Genomic DNA, 14,412 nt, shown 5'->3' with positions numbered 1-14,412 from the left:
GCCGCCCCGTCAGGGTCCATTTGAAAAGTCGCCGGCGAGGCTGTGGGCCTCCCCGTTTCCTTCATCCCCGTCAAGCCCGGCCATGACGGCGGCGCTTCCGGGAATATCAGTCTGACTTTTCAAACGGGCTCTCAAATGTTCAGGAGGATGGCGAGCGCGAACAGGCCCCACATGAGCGCCAGCACAGCGAGGCTCGCCACGTCGAGGCTCACGCGTGCCCGCGCCGCCGGCGACAGCAGCTGCGGAAAGGCGGCGATGAGGCGCAGGCCCACGAACACGAACGCCAGCACCACGAACGCCACGTCGGCCTTGCGGGTGAGCAGGGCCAGCGCGGTGAGCGTGTAGAAGAGCAGCGCCGCGAAGACGGCGCGCCCCGCGTCGGCCGTGGCCTCGGCGGCCCGGATGCCCCTCAGCAGCACCGCGAGCACCAGCGCCACGTGGATGAACAGCGGCAGCAGCACGATCTGAACCGACATGACCCCTCCGCGGTTGCGCGCCGCCAAAGGCCGGCCATCGGCCGGGCGTCGCCGCAAGCGCAACCGCGGCGGCGGGCTTTCGTTCCCCGGAGCGATCCGGCAGGTAGCGGGAGGAGGCGCGCGGGATCGCTTTTCGCGCAGCCCTGCCCCGCTTTTGCATTTGGCGGCTTTGCCGCTAAAGGAGGGCGCACGCTCCCCGAGAACCCAGCGCGCAAGGCCAGGCCCCATGTCCTCCCCCGCCCCCTCCCAGGACACCGTCCTCATCGTCGACTTCGGCAGCCAGGTGACGCAGCTCATCGCCCGGCGCGTGCGCGAGGAGGGGGTCTATTCCGAGGTGGTGCCGTTCCAGAAGGCCGGGGAGGCCATCGCCCGGCTCAAGCCGAAGGCGATCATCCTCTCCGGCGGCCCGGCCTCGGTGATCGAGGGCGAGAGCCCCAAGGCGCCCGATGCGGCGTTCGCGGCCGGCGTTCCGGTGCTGGGCATCTGCTATGGCGAGCAGTGCATGGCGGCCCAGCTGGGCGGCGCGGTGGAGGCGGGCCACCACCGCGAGTTCGGCCGCGCCGAGGTGACGGTGAAGAAGGCCGTTCCCCTGTTCGACGGCGTCTGGCACGAGGGCGAGCGCCACACGGTGTGGATGAGCCACGGCGACCGCGTGACCCGCCTGCCGGACGGCTTCGAGGTGGTGGCGATCTCGGACAACGCCCCCTTCGCCGCCATCGCCGACGTCTCCCGCAACTATTATGGCGTGCAGTTCCACCCCGAGGTGGTGCACACGCCGGACGGCGCGCGCCTGCTGTCCAACTTCGTGCGCAAGGTGGCGGGGCTGGAAGGCAACTGGACCATGGGCGCCTTCCGCGAGCGCGCCATCGCCCGCATCCGCGCGCAGGTGGGCGCGGGTCGCGTGATCTGCGGCCTCTCCGGCGGCGTGGATTCCTCGGTGGCGGCGGTGCTGATCCACGAGGCCATCGGCGACCAGCTCACCTGCGTGTTCGTGGACCACGGGCTGATGCGCCGGGCCGAGGCGGACGAGGTGGTCTCGCTGTTCCGCGGCCACTACAACATCCCGCTGGTCCACGTGGACGCCGCGGACCTGTTCCTGAGGGAACTGGAGGGCGTCGAGGACCCGGAGGCGAAGCGCAAGACCATCGGCCGGCTGTTCATCGACGTGTTCGAGGCCGAGGCCCAGAAGGTCGGCGGCGCCGACTTCCTCGCCCAGGGCACGCTCTACCCGGACGTGATCGAGAGCGTCTCCTTCGCCGGCGGCCCCTCGGTGACCATCAAGAGCCACCACAATGTGGGCGGGCTGCCCGAGCGCATGAACATGAAGCTGGTGGAGCCGCTGCGCGACCTGTTCAAGGACGAGGTGCGCGCGCTTGGCCGCGAGCTCGGCCTGCCGGAGAGCTTCGTCGGCCGCCACCCCTTCCCCGGACCGGGCCTCGCCATCCGCTGCCCCGGCGCGATCACGCGGGAGAAGCTCGACATCCTTCGCCAGGCCGACGCGATCTATCTGGAGGAGATCCGCTATGCCGGCCTCTACGACGTGATCTGGCAGGCCTTCGCCGTGCTGCTGCCGGTGCGCACGGTGGGCGTGATGGGCGACGGGCGCACCTACGACCACGTCCTGGCGTTGCGGGCGGTGACCTCCGTGGACGGCATGACGGCCGACTTCTACCCCTTCGACATGGCCTTCCTCGGCCGGGTGGCCACCCGCATCATCAACGAGGTGAAGGGCGTCAACCGCGTGGTCTACGACGTGACGTCCAAGCCGCCGGGGACGATCGAGTGGGAATGATTTTTGCCCCGCCGAATACCGCCGTTTTTACGCTGTTGGCCCAACTAAGCGACTGAATAAAAACAACAAATCTCCAGACATCTTTCGCCGCCTATCGCAGGGGAAGCGTCCCGTTTGACGGTATGCCTGACGGTATGGCGACTCTTGTTACATCGGCAAATTGCATATACCGTCACGGCTTAGAGAGCTTGTGACGGTATTTTTTTCGGCATCATTCCTTTGAAAGTAAAAGGAAAATTGCCGTTCAGGAGGGCCGGTTTTGGCCTGACGGTATATTTGGTGGCTCTCTCGCGTTTTTGAACGATTTCGGAGGGCACAATGCTGACAGACGCCGCCATCAAGGCACTGAAACCAAAGGATAAATTATACAAGGTCGCGGACCGTGACGGTATGTACGTCGTGGTGCAGCGGTCGGGGTCCGTTGTGTTCCGATACGACTATCGAATGAACGGGCGTCGCGAGACCTTGACCCTCGGCCGATATGGAGCTGCCGGCCTCTCTCTGGCGCGTGCGCGGGAGAAGTTGATCGACGCGCAGCGCGCAATTCAGGAAGGGCGGTCGCCCGCCCAAGAGAAGCAGCGCGAGAAGCGGCGCATCAAGGAGGCAAAGAGCTTCGGCGAGTTCGCCGAACGCTGGCTGCAAGAGCATCGGATGGCCGAAAGCACTCGTGCGATGCGCCGCACGATCTACGAACGAGACATCCTCCCGACGTTTCGCAATCGGCTACTGACGGAGATCAGCCCAGAGGATCTCCGGGCGATGTGTGCGAGGGTGAAAGAGCGGGGGGCGCCAGCCACGGCGGTCCACGTCCGAGACATCGTGAAGCTGGTTTATTCCTTCGCAATCCTGCACGGCGAGAAAGTGCCGAACCCGGCCGATGAGGTCGGGCCTGCCTCGATCGCGACTTTCGTTCCCAAAGACCGCTCGCTTTCGCCCGCTGAAATCAGGGTCATGCTCGGCCAGCTTGAGCATGTCGCGACGCTACCGACCATCAGGCTGGGCATGAAGTTCTTTCTGCTCACGATGGTCCGCAAGAGCGAATTGCAGGACGCGACCTGGGATGAGGTTGATTTCGAGAATGCAGTTTGGTCGATTCCGAAGGAACGGATGAAACGCTCGAAGGCGCACAACGTCTATCTGGCGGACCAGGCGGTCGACATCCTCGTCGCGCTCAAGACCTGCGCCGGGAATTCGAGATATCTTCTGCCGTCGCGCTACGATGCGGACGCGCCGATGTCGCGGGCGACTTTCAACCGCGTGACCTATGCGGTCGTCGAGCAAGCCAAGAAGGCAGGACTGCCGCTGGAGCCGTTCACCGTGCATGACCTGCGCCGCACGGGCTCGACGCTGCTCAACGAGTTGGGCTTCAACAGCGATTGGATCGAGAAGTGCCTGGCGCACGAGGACGGGCGCTCATCACGCGGCATCTACAACAAGGCGGAGTATGAGCACCAGCGCCGCCATATGATGCAGGAATGGGCCAATCTCATCGACGCTTGGGTCGCCGGTCAGAAATACACCCCGACGCTTTATCCGGCGTCCATGGACCTTCTGGCGCCCGAGCCTAGCCTTTGACGGGGCGGGTTTTCCTGAGATTGACGTCAGGGGACGGCGCTCGCTTGACCACTTTCTGTCTGGAGGCATGGCGACGCTGCTCAAGCCAAGCCTCCACTTCGGCGAGATCCCAGACCACCGTTCGAGTGGTCAAATAGAACCGTTGCGGAAACTCGCCCCGCTGCTCCATGTCGTAGATGGTAGTGTCGGCCAAGGGGACGATTTCACGAAGCTGATGCCGGCGAATGGTGCGCTTGCCGAGTGGAAACGGAGAATGACTCATCGCTCGTTTCCACTGCGTGCGCTCTCGGCTATTGGTTGGGTCATCGTGAGCCTTTCTCCTTCAACACCAAGGTTGCCGGGCCAGCAACACGGTGACTCTCCCCGGCAGCTGGTGGGACTGTGGAGGGGAGTCGGCGGCGTGTAGCGTGCCGCATTTGCGCATATGCGCTGGCGGCACCCCGCGCGGATCGGGCTGCCGGTTGTTGATCAGCCTGCCGATCGCCGAGCCTTGGCGAAGCCGCGATCGGTGGCGATGAAGCGTTCCAGCATCGGCACGATCAGCTTCATGGGATCGGCGGCATGCTGGCCGCTCTCGCGGGCCAGCACGGCAGCATAGGCAGTCAGGTCACGATGAAGGGCTGCAGGCAGCTCCACCGTGACTTTGACGGGTTTGTCGTCGGCGATGGGGCCGAGTTTCAGCTTGGTCATGGTCAGCTCCTGTAGGGTTCGAGCACCAAGTCCTTGGTAACGATGACGCGGACCGGGAAACCGGGCCGGATGGTCAGCGTCGGCGCAACCTGCAACTGGCGCTGGACGATCTGCTGGCCGGCTTGGTTCACCGTGTCCTGCGCACCGTCGCGGATGGCGCGGATCAGGCGATCATTGTCGTCGGTGGCGAGTTCCGCGCCGACGCCGAGCAAGGTCGAGAGAGCTGCGGCCTTGGCGAGATCCCACCAATGATAGTCGACACCATCTTCAAGGCCGGCATAGCCCTGCGTGTCCGCGCCCGGCTGGCGCTCGAGAACGATCGAGCGTCCGTTCGGCATGATGAGCCGGTTCCAGACGAGCAGCACGCGGCGCTGCCCGAACTGCACGCTGCTGTCATACTGGCCGATGAGCCGGGTGCCCTGCGGCACGAGCAGGATGCGGCCGGTCGGGCTGTCATAGATGTTCTCCGTGACCTGCGCGGTGATCTGGCCAGGAAGATCGGAGCGAATGCCGGTGATGAGCGCGGCCGAGATGACAGCGCCTGCCTGAAGCACGAAGGGCGACGCCGGCGGCATCACGCGATCCGGCGTGACCGTGCGCCGGTCGGCCGCGGCGTTGAGGAAGGCAAGCTGCCGGTCCTGCGTGGTCGGTTGCCCTGTGGCGGCGCTGGCGGGATCTAAGCCCGCAAGGCCGGGCATGGTCCCCGGTGTAGCCGCGGTCGATCCCTGCCTCGACTGGAAGAAGACCGTGCTGAGGCGTGCGGCCTCTTCCTCGGCACGGCGGCGCTGCTCGGCCTCGTCGACGCCGGGTGTCGGCACGACGGAAGGAGGAGCAGGCTGGCCGGCATTCTGCGCGGACAGGATCGGGCCGCCGAGATCGCCGGGCAGCGCCGGCCCGAGGACGGGGCCGGTGTAGTCGCGGGGCAGGCTCGCAAGGCCATCGGCGGTCTGCCGGTTGGCGGTGGAGTAGAGTTCCTCCCCGCCATCGCCGCCCGTGCGCGTTTGGAGCGCGTAGATCAGCGCCCCGCCGATCCCGACCAGGGCGACGGCGGCGACGCCGGCGAGCATCTTGCGCGACAGGCGCGTGACGCGCGGTGTTTCGGCGCGCAGGCGCATCGGAGCGGCGTTGGATTCGGCTTCACTCATGGTTGCGGCCTCCCGTCGGTGCGGACGATCCTGACGGTCTGCTGGCGGTCGCCTGCGCCAAGACGCAGCTCGGCCGCCCCGAACAGACGGTCGACGATCAGGATGTGTTGATGGATGCGGGTGTTGGCGATCTGGGCCTCGCCTTCCGATCCGATGACGAAGATCGGCGGCATTTCGCCCTGCACGATGCCGCGCGGGAATTCGACATAGACACGGCGGCCGTCGTCATAGACGGCGAGGGGCTTCCATGGCGGATTGCTGCTGCCGGTCAGGCCATAGCGGTAATTGCGGGCGGCTTCGGCCGGAATGACCGGCGTTGCCGGAACCGCCCTCCGCCCTCCGCCTGCCGGCTGCGGATAGGACCAGGACACGGCCGGCATATAGGGCTTCTGGCCCGAGCGTAGCTCGACCATGTAGGTGCGCCTGTCGGTGGTGATGACCAGATTGGTGGTGATGTCTGCGCGCGTCGGCTTCACCAGCACATGCACGCGGCGGGCGACGCCGGAGCCGGATTCCGTGTCGCCGATGATCCAGCGGGCGGTATCGCCGGCGGCGATCGGTCCCGCGCCGGTCAGGCTTTCGCCGGGTTCGAGCGCGATATTGGTGATCTGGCCGGGCGCGGCATAGACCTGATAGAGCGCGCCTTCGCTCCACGGATAAACCTGTATGGCGTTGAAGTAGCCTTCGCGGCGCGGCTGCACGCGGGCGGCGGCATTGGCGTTTTCAACGCGGCCGGTCGCCGTGCTGGCGGTCTGGCCGCCGCGTGCGACCGTCCAGGCCGGAGGAACATGCAGCGGCTTCAGCCTCTCGTCCGTCACGGCGGCGGGAATGGCCGGAAGCGGCGGCACGCTATTGTCGTAGCTGATCTGTGGCGGCCTGTTGGTGGCGCAGCCGGCGAGCATGGTCGCGGAAAGCATCAGGGCGGCGACGGTGGATTTGCTGACGGCCGGCTTCATTGGCCCATCTCCCGCGACCAGTTGATGGCGTTGACATAGATGCCGAGCGGATTGGCTTTCAGCCGCTCGGCATCGCGCGGCGGCTGGACGGCAATGGTGAGGATCGCGGTCCATCGCTGCGTGCCGGAGAGCTGGCCGTTCTCGAAATGCCGCTCCGTCCAGGCGACACGGAACGAGTCGGGCGATGCGCGGATGACGCTGGAAACATCCACGGCGATCTGCTGCTTGCCGACTTTTGTGAAAGGGTCGTTGGTGCGGGCATAGTCGTTGAGCGCGCCGGCGCCGCGATCGGTCGTCCACTCATAGGCGCGAAGCCAGTTCTGGCGGACGATGATCGGATCGGCGGGGATGGACCTCACCTGCTCGATGAAGCGGCCGAGATGCCATGCAATCTGCGGATCGGTCGGGCGGAAGTCGGCGACGGCCGGCGCGAGCATCTGGGCCTGGCCGAGCTTGTCGACCTGAACGACCCACGGCACGACGGTCCCGCGCGCCGACTGGATGACGAGCGCCCCGGCGAAGCCCGCCGAGAGGATCAGCGAGCCGAAGGCCATGTAGCGCCAGTTCTTCGCCTGCACGCGGGCCGAACCGATCCGGTCGTCCCAGACCTGCGCGGCGCGCTGATAGGGCGTCTCGGGCTCAGGTGTTTTGCCGTAATGGGCGGCGGGTCTTTTGAAGAGGTTCATCAGCGGTCACTTTCAGAGAGGTTGATGGAAGAACCGGAGCCGTGGCTGTCGCCGGAACGGATGGCGTGGGCGGCGGCGGTGACGCCGTGGCTGACGGTCTGGTTGCGCTTCATGCGCTTGGCCCAATCGGGAGCGCCGCCGGTTGCCGTCGGGGTCGAAGCGGCCTCGGCGGCTTCACCGCCGATCGTTCCCATGGTCGAAGAGCCGCCGGTCGCACCGAAGCCGGCCTTCGCGCCATCGGAGAAGCTGGACTTCATGGAGTCGGCGGCGCGCGATGCGGCACGGCGCAAAGGCGAGACGGCCGCCGCACCAGCGGTGCGCGCAACCCCGCCCACGCCGGAGGCGACGCCCGACGCGCCGGACTTGGCGAGCGAGCCGAGCGAATAGGCCGAGGAGGCTGCGCCCGCCGCCGTCGCACCGCCGCGAGCGGCAGCGGCCCCGCCGGAGAGCATGGCGGAGCCGCCCTTGGCGGCCATCATCGCGCCGCCGCCGACAGCCATGGCCGCGCCGCCGACCGCAAGGCCGGTGCCGACCGCCGCGCCAGCGCCGAGCTGCGGGCCGCCGGAGACGAGGCCGTTGGCGATGCCGGGACCGAAGATGCCGAGTGCGACCAGCGAGAGGGCTGCGAGCACGACGGCCATGGCGTCGTCGATGCTCGGGGTCTGTCCGCCGAAGCCCTGCGTGAACTGCGAAAACAGCGTCGAGCCGATGCCGATGATGACGGCCAGCACGAGAACCTTGATGCCGGACGAGATGATGTTGCCGAGCACTTTTTCCGCCATAAAGGCGGTCTTGCCGAACAGGCCGAACGGAATGAGGACGAAGCCGGCCAGCGTCGAGAGCTTGAATTCGATCAGGGTGACGAAGAGCTGGATGGCGAGGATGAAGAAGGCGAGGATGACCAGCGCCCAGGCGAAGAGCAGGCACGCGATCTGGATGAAGTTCTCGAAGAAGGCGACCCAGCCCATCAGGTCGGAAATGGATTCGAGCAACGGCCGGGCGGCGTCGAGGCCGGTCTGTGCGACCTTGCCGGGGCGCATAAGGTCGGCGGTCGAGAAGCCGGTGCCCGATGCTTTGAGACCGAGGCCGGCGAAGCTCTCGAAGACGATCTTCGCGAGGTTGTTCCAATTGGAAATGAGATAGGCAAAGACGCCGACGAACAGCGTCTTCTTCACCAACCTCGCAATGATGTCGTCGTCGGCCGCCCACGACCAGAAGAGCGCGGCGAGCGTCACGTCGATGACGATCAGGGTGGTTGCGATGAAGCCGACCTCGCCGCCGAGGAGGCCGAATCCGCTGTCGATGTATCTGGTGAATACGCCGAGGAAATTGTCGATGACGCCTGCGCCGCCCATGGTTCACCGCCCTTCCGGGGCGGCCGGCGCGGGCGCGCGGCCAAGGAAGCGGTCGCGGGTCTCGGCCCATACGGCCATGCACGCGCTGTCGCTGGCGGCCTGTTGCCCGAGCCGCTGGCATCGGCGTTGGCCTTCGCGCAGCGGATCGCGGTCGGGAGAATGAAGGGCGGCCGGCGAAGATGCCGGCGCGTCCTCCTTGCGGTTCAGTTCGATGACCGTCGCGGTGATGGCGATGGCGACGAACACGATAGCGCCGAGGCGGGCCAGCATCTTGCCGTCCATGGGAATGCTCCTTCTGGCGGTTACTTGCCGCTGTTGAACATCTGGGCGTTGCCGGGCTGGTAGCCCGAACCCGGCGTCAGGAAGCGGCGGCGCTGTTCGCGGCCCTGTTCAGCGGCGGCGGCGCGTTCCGCATCGGTCAGCGCGCTCGCCCGGCCATTGGCCGAGATGACCGCGACGAGATCCGAAAGCTGCTGCGATTGCAGCGCGAGGAGCTGGTTGCCGGCCTGCGCCGCCTGCAATGCGCCGGTGGCCGACTGGCTCTGGCCGACCAGCGCCGACATCTGCGCGCGGTTGCTGTCGATGTTGCCGACGACGCCGGCCTGAACGCGCATCGCGTCCTGCAAGCCGCCGACGGTATTCTTCCAGCGGTCGCGGGCATTGGCGACGAGCTGCTGATCGGACGCCGAGAGCGAGACGTTCCCGTATTTCTGCTGGAACATCTGGTCGATCTGCTGGACGTTGAAGGCGATGCCCTGCGCCTGCTGCAACAGTTGCTGCGTCTTCTGAACGGACTGCTGAATCTGCTGGAGCGCCGAAAACGGCAGGCTGGCGAGGTTCTTCGCCTGATTGATGAGCATCTGCGCTTCGTTCTGAAGCGAGGTGATCTGATGGGTGATCTGCTCCAGCGTGCGCGCGGCGGTGAGCACATTTTGCGCATAGTTGGAGGGATCGAAGACGATGATGGCGTGGGCGGGCGTCGCCACCATCGGCGAGAGCGCGAGCGGCGCGGCCGCCAGCATGGTCGCGGCGAGCGCCAGGGCGCGCGAGCGGAAACGGCGAATGGTCATGGGTCAGGACTCCTTTGCTGCTTGGGGGATCGTGAAGTTCGGGATGAGGTCGGCCGCCCATCCGGCGTCGCGGGCGCGCAGCCACGCGGCGAGGAAGCCTTCGCGGCCGTGCTCGGCGACGAGGTTGGCGATCAAGGTCTGGTCGGATTTCGAGGACGCGGCGCAGAACGCGAGGCCGACTTCGCTGAGCCCCAGCTCGAACAGGCGGTTGCCGCGCCGCGACTGGCAGTAATAGTCGCGCTTGGGCGTGGCCCGCGCGAGGATTTCGATCTGCCGGTCGTTGAGGCCGAAGCGCCGATAGATGGCCGTGATCTGCGGCTCGATCGCGCGTTCGTTCGGCAGAAGCAGCCGCGTCGGGCAGCTTTCGATGATGGCTGGCGCGATGCTGGAATTGTCGATGTCGGACAGCGACTGCGTGGCGAAGATGACGGAGGCGTTCTTCTTGCGCAGCGTCTTCAGCCATTCGCGGAGCTGGCCGGCGAAACCTTCATCGTCCAGTGCAAGCCAGCCCTCGTCGATGATGAGCAAGGTCGGGCGGCCGTCGAGACGATCACCGATGCGATGGAAGAGATAGGCGAGCACGGCGGGCGCGGCCCCCGTGCCGATCAGGCCCTCGATCTCGAACGCCTGCACGGCGGCGGAACCGAGATGTTCGGCTTCGGCGTCGAGCAGCCGGCCATAGGCCCCGCCGACGCAATACGGCCGGAGCGCCTGCTTGATGTCGTTCGACTGGAGCAGGACCGCGAAGCCCGTGATGGTGCGTTCTTCGACCGGTGCCGACGCTAGCGAGGTCAGCGCCGTCCAGATATGCTCCTTCACCTCCGGCGTGATCGGGAGGCCTTCGCGAGTCAGGATGGCGACGATCCAGTCGGCGGCCCAGGCGCGTTCGTAGCTGTCGTTGATGCGCGCGAGCGGCTGAAGCAAGACGGAGAACTCGTCGCCCTCGGTCAGTCCGCCCCCGAGATCGTGCCAGTCGCCGCCCATGCGAGGGACGCGGCGCGGATCGAGCCGCCGAAGTCGAAGGCGAAGACCTGGCTGCGGTCGTAGCGCCGGAACTGCAAGGCCATGAGCGCGAGCAGCACGGACTTGCCGGCGCCGGTCGGGCCGACGACGAGCGTGTGGCCGACATCACCGACATGAAGGGATAACCGGAACGGGGTCGAGCCTTCGGTCTTGCCGTAAAGCAAGGGGGGCGCACCGAAATGCTCGTCCCGTTCCGGCCCCGCCCACACGGCAGAGAGGGGGATCATGTGGGCGAGATTGAGCGTCGAGATGGGCGGCTGGCGGACATTCGCGTAGGCATGTCCGGGGAGCGAGCCGAGCCAGGCATCGACGGCATTGACGGTTTCGACCATGGCCGTGAAATCGCGGCCCTGGATGACCTTCTCGACGAGGCGCAGCTTCTCGTCGGCAAGGCGCGGATCGGCGTCCGACACCACGATCGTCGCGGTGACATAGGCCATGCCGGCGACGTCCGCGCCCAGCTCCTGCAAGGCCATGTCGGCGTCGGCCGCCTTGTTCGACGCATCGGTGTCGACCAGCGCCGAGGCTTCGTTGGTCAGGACTTCCTTGAGGATGGCGGCGATCGACTTGCGCTTGGCGAACCATTGCCGCCTGATCTTGGTCAGCAGCTTGGTCGCGTCGGTCTTGTCGAGCAGGATCGCCCGCGTGCTCCACCGATACGGGAACGCGAGCCGGTTGAGATCGTCGAGCAGGCCGGGCGTCGTCGCGGTCGGGAAGCCGATGATGGTGAGGACGCGCAGATGCTCGTTGCCGAGGCGCGGTTCGAGCCCGCCGGTCAGCGGTTGATCGGCGAGCAGCGCATCGAGATAGACCGGCGTTTCCGGCACGCGGACGCGGTGGCGCTTCGTCGAGACGGTCGAATGCAGATAGGTCAGCGTCTCGCTGTCATCCAACCACGCGCATTCGGGCATGAAGCCGTCGAGCAGCGCCAGCACGCGGCCGGTGCGGTCGATGAAGGTGCGCAGGATTTCTTGCGGATCGACGCCGGTGCGCTCGCGGCCCTCATAGAGCCAGCTTTCGGCGCGGGCGGCTTCCTCGGCCGGGGGCAGATAGAGGAAGGTCAGGTAATAGCCGGAGACATAGTGCGTGCCGGCTTCCTCGAAATCGGCCTTGCGCTCTTCGTCGACCAGGCCGGAGGCCGCGTCGGGAAATATGCTCGCCGGATAGGTCGCGGCCTCGTGGCGCTGCGCCTCCACGAAAATGCTCCAGCCCGAGCCGAGCCGGCGGAAGGCATTGTTGATGCGGCCGGCGACGGCGACCAGCTCGGCGGCGACGGCGCTGTCGAAATCGGGACCGCGAAAGCGCGCGGTACGCTGAAAGCTGCCGTCCTTGTTGAGCACGACACCTTCGTCGGCGAGCGCGACCCAGGGCAGGAAATCGGCAAGGCGGGCGGCGGTGCGGCGATATTCTCTGAGGTTCATCATGGGCGTCGCCTCCCTCAGACCGCGAGGAAGGCCGGGACGCGCAGATGGCGCCGGCCGACTTCCACGAATTGCGGATCGCGCTTGGCGGCCCAGACCGCCGCGACATGGCCGATGGCCCAGATCGCGATGCCGACCAGCCAGAGGCGCAGGCCGAGGCCCACGGCCCCGGCCAGCGTCCCGTTGAGGATCGCGATGGAACGCGGCGCACCGCCGAGCAGGATGTGCTCGGTCAGTGCGCGGTGAACCGGGACGGTGAATCCCGGCACATCCAGTTGCTCGAAGGCGACCGCCATCAGACGAGCGCCCCGCCGCCGAACGAGAAGAACGACAGGAAGAAGGACGAAGCGGCGAAGGCGATCGACAGGCCAAACACGATCTGGATCAGCTTGCGGAAGCCGCCCGATGTGTCGCCGAAGGCCAGCGCGAGGCCGGTGGCGATGATGATGATGACGGCGACGATCTTGGCGACCGGCCCCTCGATGGATTCGAGGATTTTCTGGAGCGGCGCTTCCCACGGCATCGACGAGCCGGAAGCATGGGCGGCCGGAACGAGGACGAGGTTGATATAGGCGAAGGCTGCGGCCGACGCGGCATAGCGGCGGGCGCGCATGGTGATACGGATCATGAAGGGTCTCCTGTGGTGGTGGGGGTTGCTTGGATGACGCGGTAGTCCCCGTCCGGGCCGAGACCTTCGACACGGGCGAGTTCGGTGAGCCGGCGCGCGGCACCGCGACCGGAGAGGACGGCCACGAGGTCGATGGTCTCGGCGATAAGCGCGCGCGGGACCGTGACGACGGCTTCCTGGATGAGCTGTTCGAGGCGGCGCAGCGCGCCGATGCCGCTGCCGGCGTGGATCGTGCCGATGCCGCCGGGATGGCCGGTGCCCCAGGCTTTGAGGAGGTCGAGGGCTTCGCTCCCGCGCACCTCGCCGATCGGGATGCGGTCGGGGCGCAGGCGAAGCGAGGACCGCACGAGATCGGCAAGCGTGGCGACGCCTTCCTTGGTTCGCATCGACACCCGATTGGGCGCGGCGCATTGCAGCTCGCGCGTGTCCTCGATGATGACGACGCGATCCTGCGTCTTCGCCACTTCGGCGAGTAGCGCATTGGTCAGCGTCGTCTTGCCGGTCGAGGTGCCGCCCGCGACGAGGATGTTGGCGCGCGATGCGACGGCCGCGCGCAGGGTCGCGGCCTGGTCGGTGGTCATGATCCCGGCATTGACGTAATCGTCGAGCGTGAAGACGGCGACGGCGGGCTTGCGGATCGCGAAGGCGGGCGCTGCGACGACGGGAGGAAGAAGCCCTTCAAACCGCTCTCCCGTCTCGGGCAGCTCGGCCGAGACGCGCGGCGACCGGGCGTGGACCTCCGCGCCGACGTGGTGCGCGACCAGGCGGACGATGCGCTCACCGTCTGCGGGCGACAGGGTTTCGCCGGTGTCGGACAGTCCTTGAGAAAGCCGGTCGATCCAGATGCGCCCGTCGGGGTTCAGCATCACTTCGACGATGCCGTCGTCCTCAAGGAACCGGGCGATGGCCGGGCCGAGCGCGGTGCGCAACATGCGCGCGCCGCGCTGGATCGCCTCCGGTTTCTGGTGAGAAGAAGTCATGCCGTCCCCAAAGCCAAGGGGACGCAACAGAGAGTTCCCCGATCGGGGATGATTAAAAGAGCCCGAAATCGGGCCGGTTCAACAAGTATCGGAGGCCGTGCGGCGGTCGGCGGCTATCGGCGGCGAATAGGATGGGCGCAGTTATTCAGGCGGGATCGGCGCTCGTCTTGGGAGCCTCCGTCCCGCCGTCTTCGGCAGGCGAGTCGACATCGCGCGAAAGCTCCTTGAGGAATCTGTCGCCGGTCGCCAGACGCTTGCCGAGCGATTGCAGGAAGCCGTCGAAACGCTCCGCGCCCTTGGCCCGCGCCGATGCCTGTGCATTGTCGGAAAGCGGCGGGGTGAAGATCAGCCAGTAGCGGACGAACAGCGCCAGCGTCTCGCCGAGTACGGCGACATCTTCGTCGAGCGCGCCGATTTGGCGGCCGAGCCGGTCGAGGCGGCGCGACATGGCGGCTTCGAGCTTTTCGCTGGTATCGCCTGACAGGAAGGACGCCACGGCGGCTTCGACGATGGCGGATTTGGAGATGTTGCGGCGGAGCGCCAGAGCCTCGACCTGCTTGAGCAAGGCCGGGTCGAAATAGACGTTCATGCGGGTGCGTGACGTCATGGCCGGCT

The 14,412-nt window shown here is 66.7% G+C and carries 15 protein-coding genes and 1 pseudogene; 2 read left to right on the top strand and 14 right to left on the bottom strand.

Going from position 1 to position 14,412, the window contains the following annotated elements; genetic code table 11:
- Window positions 1–131: 131 nt before the first annotated feature.
- Window positions 132–476, bottom strand: coding sequence for a hypothetical protein (locus tag V5F67_RS04825; protein WP_394018662.1), 345 nt, complete (start codon window positions 474–476; stop codon window positions 132–134).
- A 226-nt stretch (window positions 477–702) separates the two neighbouring features.
- Here V5F67_RS04825 and guaA point away from each other — a divergent pair, with 226 nt between their 5' ends.
- Complete coding sequence (gene guaA / locus V5F67_RS04820; RefSeq protein ID WP_394018664.1) at window positions 703–2,268, top strand: glutamine-hydrolyzing GMP synthase; 1,566 nt, start codon at window positions 703–705, stop codon at window positions 2,266–2,268.
- A 318-nt stretch (window positions 2,269–2,586) separates the two neighbouring features.
- Window positions 2,587–3,843 (top strand): tyrosine-type recombinase/integrase, encoded by a 1,257-nt coding sequence (locus V5F67_RS04815; RefSeq protein WP_394018666.1) that lies wholly within the window; start codon window positions 2,587–2,589, stop codon window positions 3,841–3,843.
- On the opposite strand, the gene V5F67_RS04810 is transcribed toward V5F67_RS04815, so the two are convergent.
- The 13 genes and pseudogenes from V5F67_RS04810 to V5F67_RS04750 form a co-directional block, all read right to left on the bottom strand.
- Window positions 3,833–4,105 carry a helix-turn-helix transcriptional regulator gene (locus V5F67_RS04810; RefSeq protein WP_394018668.1) on the bottom strand — a complete coding sequence of 91 codons (273 nt, stop codon included), beginning with the start codon at window positions 4,103–4,105 and terminating at the stop codon, window positions 3,833–3,835. The two genes, V5F67_RS04815 and V5F67_RS04810, sit on opposite strands and share 11 nt — an antisense overlap.
- Before the next feature lie 206 nt (window positions 4,106–4,311).
- Complete coding sequence (locus tag V5F67_RS04805; RefSeq protein ID WP_394018670.1) at window positions 4,312–4,533, bottom strand: DUF2274 domain-containing protein; 222 nt, start codon at window positions 4,531–4,533, stop codon at window positions 4,312–4,314.
- Between the two features lie 2 nt (window positions 4,534–4,535).
- Window positions 4,536–5,678, bottom strand: a complete 1,143-nt coding sequence (locus tag V5F67_RS04800) for a TraB/TrbI/VirB10 family type IV secretion system protein (protein ID WP_394018672.1) — start codon at window positions 5,676–5,678, stop codon at window positions 4,536–4,538.
- Window positions 5,675–6,634 carry a P-type conjugative transfer protein TrbG gene (trbG, locus tag V5F67_RS04795; RefSeq protein ID WP_394018674.1) on the bottom strand — a complete coding sequence of 320 codons (960 nt, stop codon included), beginning with the start codon at window positions 6,632–6,634 and terminating at the stop codon, window positions 5,675–5,677. The genes V5F67_RS04800 and trbG overlap by 4 nt, the downstream gene beginning before the upstream one ends.
- Complete coding sequence (gene trbF, locus V5F67_RS04790) at window positions 6,631–7,320, bottom strand: conjugal transfer protein TrbF (protein WP_394018676.1); 690 nt, start codon at window positions 7,318–7,320, stop codon at window positions 6,631–6,633. Before trbF ends, trbG begins: the two co-directional genes overlap by 4 nt.
- Entirely contained in the window at window positions 7,320–8,675 is a 1,356-nt protein-coding gene (trbL, locus tag V5F67_RS04785; protein ID WP_394018678.1) for a P-type conjugative transfer protein TrbL, read from the bottom strand. The genes trbF and trbL overlap by 1 nt, the downstream gene beginning before the upstream one ends.
- Window positions 8,676–8,678: 3 nt before the next feature.
- Complete coding sequence (gene trbK-alt / locus V5F67_RS04780) at window positions 8,679–8,957, bottom strand: putative entry exclusion protein TrbK-alt (protein ID WP_394018680.1); 279 nt, start codon at window positions 8,955–8,957, stop codon at window positions 8,679–8,681.
- Window positions 8,958–8,977: 20 nt separating this feature from the next.
- Window positions 8,978–9,745 (bottom strand): P-type conjugative transfer protein TrbJ, encoded by a 768-nt coding sequence (gene trbJ / locus V5F67_RS04775; RefSeq protein WP_394018682.1) that lies wholly within the window; start codon window positions 9,743–9,745, stop codon window positions 8,978–8,980.
- A 3-nt stretch (window positions 9,746–9,748) separates the two neighbouring features.
- A pseudogene (trbE, locus tag V5F67_RS04770) lies at window positions 9,749–12,192 on the bottom strand (conjugal transfer protein TrbE).
- Between the two features lie 14 nt (window positions 12,193–12,206).
- Window positions 12,207–12,485, bottom strand: a complete 279-nt coding sequence (locus tag V5F67_RS04765) for a VirB3 family type IV secretion system protein (protein ID WP_374629407.1) — start codon at window positions 12,483–12,485, stop codon at window positions 12,207–12,209.
- Complete coding sequence (locus V5F67_RS04760; RefSeq protein WP_394018684.1) at window positions 12,485–12,817, bottom strand: TrbC/VirB2 family type IV secretion system protein; 333 nt, start codon at window positions 12,815–12,817, stop codon at window positions 12,485–12,487. The genes V5F67_RS04765 and V5F67_RS04760 overlap by 1 nt, the downstream gene beginning before the upstream one ends.
- Window positions 12,814–13,797: a P-type conjugative transfer ATPase TrbB gene (gene trbB / locus V5F67_RS04755; RefSeq protein ID WP_394018686.1), complete on the bottom strand. Its 984-nt coding sequence runs from the start codon at window positions 13,795–13,797 to the stop codon at window positions 12,814–12,816. Before trbB ends, V5F67_RS04760 begins: the two co-directional genes overlap by 4 nt.
- Before the next feature lie 145 nt (window positions 13,798–13,942).
- The gene (locus V5F67_RS04750) at window positions 13,943–14,404 is read right to left on the bottom strand and encodes a ribbon-helix-helix domain-containing protein (protein ID WP_394018688.1); all 462 of its coding nucleotides are present in this window, start codon (window positions 14,402–14,404) and stop codon (window positions 13,943–13,945) included.
- Window positions 14,405–14,412 lie beyond the last annotated feature (8 nt).

Origin of the sequence: Xanthobacter pseudotagetidis, assembly GCF_043194795.2 — a bacterium.
Taxonomy (GTDB): domain Bacteria; phylum Pseudomonadota; class Alphaproteobacteria; order Rhizobiales; family Xanthobacteraceae; genus Xanthobacter; species Xanthobacter tagetidis_A.
Note: the sequence above shows the minus strand (reverse complement) of the source record. Positions and strands in the feature narration are given on the sequence as shown.